The 7,718-nt window shown below is 67.3% G+C and carries 10 protein-coding genes; 9 read left to right on the top strand and 1 reads right to left on the bottom strand.

All coding sequences use genetic code 11. The annotated features are described in order from the left end of the window. The first annotated feature begins 277 nt into the window (after window positions 1–277). From rpmH to Sru02f_RS38045, 9 genes are all read left to right on the top strand, one after another. Window positions 278–415 carry a 50S ribosomal protein L34 gene (gene rpmH, locus Sru02f_RS38085; protein ID WP_003975051.1) on the top strand — a complete coding sequence of 46 codons (138 nt, stop codon included), beginning with the start codon at window positions 278–280 and terminating at the stop codon, window positions 413–415. A gap of 21 nt (window positions 416–436) precedes the next feature. After that, the gene (rnpA, locus tag Sru02f_RS38080; protein WP_109029162.1) at window positions 437–808 is read left to right on the top strand and encodes a ribonuclease P protein component; all 372 of its coding nucleotides are present in this window, start codon (window positions 437–439) and stop codon (window positions 806–808) included. Continuing rightward, window positions 805–1,179 carry a membrane protein insertion efficiency factor YidD gene (gene yidD, locus Sru02f_RS38075; protein WP_003975049.1) on the top strand — a complete coding sequence of 125 codons (375 nt, stop codon included), beginning with the start codon at window positions 805–807 and terminating at the stop codon, window positions 1,177–1,179. The genes rnpA and yidD overlap by 4 nt, the downstream gene beginning before the upstream one ends. 3 nt (window positions 1,180–1,182) lie before the next feature. Then, complete coding sequence (gene yidC, locus Sru02f_RS38070) at window positions 1,183–2,475, top strand: membrane protein insertase YidC (RefSeq protein WP_109029161.1); 1,293 nt, start codon at window positions 1,183–1,185, stop codon at window positions 2,473–2,475. A gap of 15 nt (window positions 2,476–2,490) precedes the next feature. Continuing rightward, window positions 2,491–3,003, top strand: coding sequence for a Jag family protein (locus tag Sru02f_RS38065; RefSeq protein WP_030863460.1), 513 nt, complete (start codon window positions 2,491–2,493; stop codon window positions 3,001–3,003). A 124-nt stretch (window positions 3,004–3,127) separates the two neighbouring features. After that, on the top strand, window positions 3,128–3,847 hold the full coding sequence (gene rsmG / locus Sru02f_RS38060; RefSeq protein WP_109029160.1) for a 16S rRNA (guanine(527)-N(7))-methyltransferase RsmG: 720 nt from the start codon (window positions 3,128–3,130) through the stop codon (window positions 3,845–3,847). A gap of 289 nt (window positions 3,848–4,136) precedes the next feature. Continuing rightward, window positions 4,137–5,210, top strand: a complete 1,074-nt coding sequence (locus tag Sru02f_RS38055; protein ID WP_003975045.1) for a ParA family protein — start codon at window positions 4,137–4,139, stop codon at window positions 5,208–5,210. Next, the gene (locus tag Sru02f_RS38050) at window positions 5,207–6,307 is read left to right on the top strand and encodes a ParB/RepB/Spo0J family partition protein (protein WP_109029159.1); all 1,101 of its coding nucleotides are present in this window, start codon (window positions 5,207–5,209) and stop codon (window positions 6,305–6,307) included. The genes Sru02f_RS38055 and Sru02f_RS38050 overlap by 4 nt, the downstream gene beginning before the upstream one ends. A 335-nt stretch (window positions 6,308–6,642) precedes the next feature. Continuing rightward, entirely contained in the window at window positions 6,643–7,260 is a 618-nt protein-coding gene (locus tag Sru02f_RS38045) for a GNAT family N-acetyltransferase (RefSeq protein WP_109029158.1), read from the top strand. Window positions 7,261–7,364: 104 nt separating this feature from the next. On the opposite strand, the gene trxA is transcribed toward Sru02f_RS38045, so the two are convergent. Continuing rightward, window positions 7,365–7,697, bottom strand: a complete 333-nt coding sequence (trxA, locus tag Sru02f_RS38040) for a thioredoxin (RefSeq protein ID WP_003975042.1) — start codon at window positions 7,695–7,697, stop codon at window positions 7,365–7,367. Between the last annotated feature and the right edge of the window lie 21 nt (window positions 7,698–7,718).

Genomic DNA, 7,718 nt, shown 5'->3' with positions numbered 1-7,718 from the left:
CACGGTAGTCAGCGCGACGGGTAGGGTTCAAGTTGTTGTCCCCAGCCTGTGGACAAGTGTCTCCCGGTCACCGCTGGTTTGACCGAATGGCGCAGTCGCACGTACCGTAACCAGGTCGAGTTGTCGATGGCTGCTGCCGCCTGCCTCCGATGGGCACAGGTCACGTCCAAGGTGATCGAAAAGCGGTGCACTCGGGCGTAACGCGAGCTACTCGTGGGCGCACGGTGACAGCCAGGACGGCACCCCGCCAACACCCGAATCTTTCTGGAGCCCCCGAGTGAGCAAGCGCACCTTCCAGCCGAACAACCGTCGTCGCGCGAAGACCCACGGCTTCCGGCTGCGTATGCGTACCCGTGCCGGCCGCGCGATTCTCGCGACCCGCCGCAGCAAGGGTCGCGCCCGTCTGTCCGCCTGATCCCGGTCAGGTCATGACATCGTGCTGCCCACCGAGAACCGGCTGAGGCGGCGCGAGGACTTCGCGACCGCGGTACGACGAGGTCGCCGGGCCGGCCGCCCGGCCCTCGTCGTCCACCTACGAAGCGGTGCAACGAACCCGCACGCGCCTGGGGAGAGCGCTCCCCGGACACGTGCGGGTTTCGTCGTGAGCAAAGCCGTGGGTGTCGCGGTCGTGCGCAACAAGGTGAAGCGCAGGCTTCGCCATCTGATGCGCGACCGGATCGACCTGTTGCCCCCCGGTAGCCTGGTAGTCGTACGAGCGCTGCCCGGCGCGGGTGACGCCGACCATGCACAGCTGGCCCGAGACCTGGACGCCGCCCTGGCGCGGCTACTGGGAGGGGGCGCGCGATGAAGTACCCGCTGCTGGCTCTGATCAAGCTCTACCAGTGGACGATCAGTCCGCTGCTGGGGCCGGTGTGCAAGTACTACCCGTCGTGTTCCCACTACGGCTACACGGCCATCGACCGGCACGGAGCCGTCAAGGGCACGGCACTCACCGCCTGGCGCATCCTGCGGTGCAATCCGTGGTCGCTGGGCGGCGTGGACCATGTTCCGCCGCGCAAGCGCCCGCGGTGGCACGAAATGCTGCGTGCCGCCTGGCGGGCACGCAAGGGCGGGACCTCCGCCGCCGAACCGGCCACCGAAGGAAGGCCTGCTCATCCGAGCTCGTCCGATCCTTCGAGCCCGGCCGCAGAGACCTCGCCCCATGCCCAAGGAGCATGATTAGTGGACACGATTGCCAGCCTCTTCAGCTTCATCACCTGGCCCGTCTCCTGGGTCATCGTCCAGTTCCACACGGTGTACGGGGCGATCTTCGGACCTGACACCGGATGGGCCTGGGGCCTGTCCATCGTGTCCCTGGTGATCCTCATCCGCATCTGCCTGATCCCGCTCTTCGTGAAGCAGATCAAGGCGACGCGCGGGATGCAGACGCTCCAGCCGGAGATGAAGAAGATCCAGGAGCGCTACAAGAACGACAAGCAGCGTCAGTCCGAAGAGATGATGAAGCTGTACAAGGAGACGGGCACCAACCCGCTCTCCTCGTGCCTTCCCATCCTGGCGCAGTCCCCGTTCTTCTTCGCCCTGTACCACGTGCTCAACGGCATCGCGTCCGGCGACACCATCGGCAAGATCAACCAGCCTCTGCTGGAGAGCGCCCAGAAGGCGCACATCTTCGGTGCCCCGCTGGCCGCGAAGTTCACCGACGGCGCGTCCAAGGTGGAATCCCTCGGCGCCTCGCTGACGGACGTCCGGGTCATCACCGCGGTCATGATCGTGCTGATGTCGGCGTCGCAGTTCTTCACCCAGCGCCAGCTGATGACCAAGAACGTCGACACCACGGTGAAGACGCCGTTCATGCAGCAGCAGAAGATGCTGATGTACGTCTTCCCGGTCATGTTCGCCGTCTTCGGTATCAACTTCCCCGTCGGTGTCCTCGTCTACTGGCTGACCACCAACGTGTGGACCATGGGCCAGCAGATGTACGTCATCCGCAACAACCCGACGCCGGGCTCCAAGGCGCAGGCCTCCTACCTGGAGCGGCTGCACAAGAGCGTCACCGAGCACGGCAAGACCCGTCGCCGGGGCGAGAAGGCCATCGTGAAGGCCATCGTCGCCAAGGGCCGGGACCGCAACGAGGCCGAGCGGAAGTTCATCAACGGTCTGAACAAGGCGGGCCTGGCGGCTCAGGCCGACGGCAACGTGGTGAAGAGCGACACCGCCGTGGCCGCCCAGAGCGCGGACGGCTCGACCGTGGCCACCGCGGCTCAGCCCAAGCGCCAGCAGCCCAAGCGGCAGAGCAAGTCCCAGCGCCAGGCCAAGCCCGCCGGCGAGGCCGAGCCGAAGACGTCGCTGACCAAGTCGGACGAGCCGCAGGACGCCGAGCCGGCCGGCCAGCAGGACGCCAAGCCTGCCGCCGGCGCCAAGAAGCCGGCTCAGAAGTCCGGCGGTGGCCGCAGCAAGGCCCAGTCCGGACAGCGCAAGGGCCCGCAGCGGCCCAAGTCCCCGTCGAAGAAGTAAGAAGGAGTCCATCCCGTGACGGAAGGCACCATCTCCGCCGCTGCCGAGGGTGCAGACACCCTCACCCGCCTCGAGCAGGAGGGCGAGATCGCCGCGGACTACCTGGAGGGTCTGCTCGACATCGCCGACCTCGACGGTGACATCGACATGGACGTCGAGGCCGACCGTGCCTCCGTCTCGATCATCAGCGACAGCAAGAGCAGGGACCTGGAGAAGCTGGTCGGCCGGGACGGTGAGGTGCTGGAGGCTCTGCAGGAGCTCACGCGCCTGGCCGTGCACCGCGAGACCGGTGACCGCAGCCGCCTGATGCTCGACATCGCGGGGTACCGCGCCGACAAGCGAGCCGAGCTGTCCGAGCTGGGTGCCAAGGCCGCGGCCGAGGTCAGGAGCAGCGGCGAGTCCGTGCGGCTGAAGCCGATGACGCCCTTCGAGCGCAAGGTCGTGCACGACGCGGTCAAGGCCGCGGGGCTGCGCAGCGAGTCCGAGGGCGAGGAGCCGGAGCGCTTCGTCGTCGTGCTTCCCGCCTGATCGGTTCTCTCGTTCCCCGGCCCCGTCTGTTGCGCAGGCGGGGCCGAATTTTGTCAGCCTGATAGTTCTGGTGGTTCTGGTTCCGGCGCCTGGCGCGCCGGTGCCGTACGGAAGGACGGTCCCCGTGTCGGAGGCAGCGGAGCTCCCCCCTGTACCCGAGCAGGCACGTGATGTGTTCGGTGATCGCTACGCGGACGCGGTCCGCTACGCGGAACTGCTTGCCGAGGCGGGGGTGAAGCGTGGTCTGATCGGCCCGCGAGAAGTACCCCGGCTCTGGGAGCGGCACCTGCTGAACTGCGCGGTGCTCTCGGAGGTCGTGCCCGAGGGAGTGACGGTGTGCGACGTCGGCTCGGGAGCCGGCCTGCCCGGTATCCCGCTGGCGTTGGTGCGGGAAGACCTGAAGATCACCCTTCTCGAGCCGCTGCTGCGCCGCACGAACTTCCTGACCGAGGTCGTCGAGCTGCTGGGCCTGGACCATGTCACCGTGGTGCGGGGCCGGGCCGAGGAGGTCATGGGCAAGCTGCCGCCGGTGCATGTGGTGACGGCCCGTGCCGTGGCTCCACTGGACCGCCTCGCCACCTGGGGCATCCCCCTGCTGCGCCCGTACGGGGAGATGCTCGCCCTCAAGGGCGACACGGCCGAGGAGGAGCTGAAGGCGGCGACCGCGGCGCTGAGCAAACTCGGTGCGGAGCAGACGTCCATCCTCCACGTCGGAGAGGGCGTCGTGAATCCCCTGTCCACCGTGGTGCGCGTAGAGGTGGGCGAGAGCCCCGGTGGTGTGCGCTTCGCGGCCAAGCGGGCCAAGGCCGCACGGACCGGTCGGACGCGTCGCCGTCGCGGATAGCGTCCGGCTTGGCTCGAACGGTCAGCCGTACTCCACCCAGGCCGTACTCCACACAAGCTGCCCTGCTGACGCATGCCGGAGTGTCGCGGCAGTTCGGCATCAGCGGCTGTGCATCGTGTTTCACGTGAAACGTCGCTCACTGCTGCACGGCATCATCAGCCGCGGCCGCGCCGCGGCCGACCCCCGCGACCGGAAGCCTCTAGGGTCGCTCGGGGAGGGTACGGAGTTGTCCACAGAGGTGGATTTCTCCACAGAAGACCAGGCCTCACTGGTTCATGACCCCGGAGGCATGGGAGGCTCTGTTCATTGCGAGCCTGAAGTCGAGGAGAGTGAATCCTTGCGGTCCGACGCCAATATCGCGGGACCGATGACCGATCCGGTCCCCGGTCCCCGTACCGAGTCGATGGGGGCGGATGTTTCACGTGAAACACCGCCTCCGATGGACGACACGCCGATCGGTCGTGCTGCCCAACTGGCGGTGGAGGCTTTGGGCCGCGCCGGCGAGGGGCTGCCGCGACCCGAGCAGACCCGGGTCATGGTCGTAGCGAACCAGAAGGGCGGTGTGGGCAAGACGACAACGACCGTCAATCTTGCCGCGTCACTCGCCCTGCACGGTGCGAGAGTCCTGGTCGTCGACCTCGACCCGCAGGGCAACGCCTCCACCGCACTGGGGATCGACCATCACGCCGATGTGCCCTCCATCTACGACGTGCTGGTCGAGAGTCGACCGCTCTCGGAAGTGGTCCAGCCGGTCCCCGATGTCGAGGGTCTGTTCTGTGCGCCCGCCACGATCGATCTCGCCGGTGCGGAGATCGAACTGGTCTCTCTGGTCGCACGCGAGAGCCGGCTCCAGCGAGCGATCACGGCGTACGAGCAGCCGCTGGACTACATCCTCATCGACTGCCCGCCCTCCCTCGGTCTGCTGACCGTCAACGCTCTTGTCGCGGGCCAGGAGGTGCTGATCCCCATCCAGTGCGAGTACTACGCCCTGGAGGGGCTGGGGCAGCTGCTGCGCAACGTCGACCTGGTGCGGGGCCATCTCAACCCCACGCTGCATGTGTCGACGATCCTCCTCACCATGTACGACGGCCGGACGCGGCTGGCGTCGCAGGTCGCCGACGAGGTGCGCAGCCACTTCGGCGAGGAGGTGTTGCGGACGAGCATTCCCCGCTCGGTCCGTATCTCCGAGGCCCCGAGCTACGGGCAAACGGTACTGACCTACGATCCAGGATCAAGCGGAGCCCTCTCCTATCTGGAGGCGGCCCGTGAGATCGCGCTGAAGGGTGTGGGCGTCACCTATGACGCGACCCACGCCCACCTCGGCGCTCAGAACGATCCGAGCATGGTGGAGGGGACCCAGTGAGTGAGCGACGGAGGGGGTTGGGTCGTGGCCTCGGTGCACTGATCCCTAACGCCCCGACCGAGAAGTCGGTTGCCTCGGCTGCCTTGGGGAGTGCGGCTTCTGCTGCCCCTGGGGCGATGCCTCTGCTGCCGAACGAGCGTGGGGTGGCCGCGGCGAAGGTGGCCACGCTGCAGCATGTTTCACGTGAAACCGAAGATCTGACGGCACCACGGGGCGTCGAAGGGCTTCGGCCGCCCATGGGGGCGCACTTCGCCGAGGTTCCACTCGACGCCATCACGCCGAACCCGAAGCAGCCGCGCAAGGACTTCGACGACGACGCGCTGGCCGAGCTCGTCACCTCCATCCGAGAGGTCGGTCTCCTCCAGCCGGTTGTCGTTCGGCCGACGGAGCCTGGGCGCTATGAGCTCATCATGGGTGAGCGCCGCTTCCGCGCCTGCCGAGAACTCGAGCTGGACGCCATCCCGGCGATTGTGCGGGCGACGGAGGACGAGAAGCTCCTTCTGGACGCGCTCCTGGAGAACCTGCACCGCGCTCAGCTGAATCCGCTGGAGGAGGCCTTCGCCTACGACCAGTTGCTGAAGGACTTCAACTGCACGCATGACCAGCTGGCGGACCGTATCGGCCGGTCCCGCCCGCAGGTGTCCAACACCCTGCGTCTGCTGAAGCTCTCCCCGAAGGTGCAGAACCGGGTGGCCGCAGGTGTGCTCTCCGCGGGGCACGCGCGAGCCCTCCTGTCCGTCGATGACCCGGAGGAGCAGGATCGACTGGCGCATCGCATCGTGGCCGAAGGGCTCTCGGTGCGGTCGGTCGAAGAGATCGTGACCCTCATGGGGTCCCGGCCGCAGAAGCCGCAGCGAGCCAAGGGCCCGCGGGCCGGCTCTCTGGTCTCCCCAGCGCTGTCGGACCTCGCTACGCGGCTCTCGGACCGCTTCGAGACGCGTGTGAAGGTCGACCTGGGTCAGAAGAAGGGCAAGATCACCGTGGAGTTCGCCTCCATGGACGACCTTGAGCGGATCCTCGGCAGTCTCGCTCCCGGAGAGGGCCCCGTGCTGCAGAAGGGCCTTCTGGAGGACGAGGACGGGGACGCCGAGTCCTGACTCCGGCAGGTGGAGCGTCCAGGTGCTCCGACTGCCGCAGGAGCGGCTCAGGGCGGACTGTGTCCGGTGCATACCGGAACACGGTCCGCCCTTTGCTTTGCGTCGGTGTCGGGTCCACCGCATCGTGGATACGATGCGAGCGGGAGAGCGTTGTCACCTGGCGGTACCTCTGGCAGGAAGGCAGGGGCCATGCGAACGATGAGCCGCACCGAATGGGTGAGCGCGGGCTTGGGGCTGGGCGCGGTCGGTGGGTTCATCGGCAGCCTGCTCAGGGAACGGAGCGCTCTGGCAGCCGCCCGCGACGCGGCAGGGGAAGGAAGCGAGGAACAGCCTTCATGGGGCGCCGGCTCGTACCGCTCACGCTGGACAACCTTCAGGACCTTCCCCAGCGCTGTCGCTCGTGCGTCTTCTGGGAACTGGACCCCGTCAGCGGCGAGGCCGCGGTAGAGGCCGGTACGCCGGCCCTGGAGAAGGAGTCCTGGATCTCCGCCGTGCTGCTGGACTGGGGATCCTGCGGTCGAGTGGTCTACGTCGATGACGTGCCGGTGGGCTTCGTTCTCTACGCACCGCCCGCGTATGTGCCGCGCTCGACGGCTTTCCCCACCAGCCCGGTCTCCTCCGACGCGGTTCAGTTGATGACTGCGTTCGTGATGCCGGGGTACCAGGGCCAAGGACTGGGTCGAGTGATGGTCCAGACGGTGGCCAAGGATCTCCTGCGCCGTGGCTTCAAGGCCATCGAGGCGTTCGGCGATGCCCGCTGGAAGGAGCCTGCCTGCGTTCTGCCGGCGGAGCATCTCCTGGCGGTGGGCTTCAAGACGGTCCGACCGCATCCTCGGCATCCGCGACTGCGGCTGGACCTTCGCTCCACGCTGTCCTGGAAGGAAGACGTGGAGATGGCACTGGACCGCCTGCTCGGCGCCGTGCAGAAGGAGCCGGCGCTGCGTCCGCTGTAGCTCGTCACCGGAGAACCGCTGTACACCAAATGGGCCGACCCGTTCGGGTCGGCCCATTCGTGTTTCACGTGAAACGTCAGTCGGCGACCGCCGGTTGACGTTCGTCAGTCGGCGATGAAGTCCTCGAGGTCGCGGACGATCGCGGCCTTCGGCTTCGCACCGACGATGGTCTTGGCGACCTCGCCACCCTGGTAGACGTTCAGGGTCGGGATGGACATGACGCCGTACTTGGCGGCCGTACCCGGGTTCTCGTCGATGTTCAGCTTGACGATCTCGATCTTGTCGCCGTACTCGGCGGCGATGGCCTCGAGGGACGGCGCGATCTGGCGGCACGGACCGCACCAGGCGGCCCAGAAGTCCACCAGGACGGGCTTGTCGTTCTTGAGGACGTCCTGCTCGAAGGAGTCGTCGGTCACATGCTTCAGGGTGCCGGCCACAGCGGGCTCCTAACTGGTTGG

Origin of the sequence: Streptomyces rubrogriseus (assembly GCF_027947575.1) — a bacterium.
In the GTDB taxonomy this organism is placed as follows: domain Bacteria; phylum Actinomycetota; class Actinomycetes; order Streptomycetales; family Streptomycetaceae; genus Streptomyces; species Streptomyces rubrogriseus.
Note: the sequence above shows the minus strand (reverse complement) of the source record. Positions and strands in the feature narration are given on the sequence as shown.

Bases quoted from the DNA above. Each gene is read 5' to 3' on its own strand.
- yidD (WP_003975049.1), top strand. From the start codon at position 805: ATGAAGTACCCGCTGCTGGCTCTGATCAAGCTCTACCAGTGGACGATC.
- Sru02f_RS38055 (WP_003975045.1), top strand. From the start codon at position 4,137: ATGGGAGGCTCTGTTCATTGCGAGCCTGAAGTCGAGGAGAGTGAATCC.
- Sru02f_RS38045 (WP_109029158.1), top strand. From the start codon at position 6,643: ATGGGGCGCCGGCTCGTACCGCTCACGCTGGACAACCTTCAGGACCTT.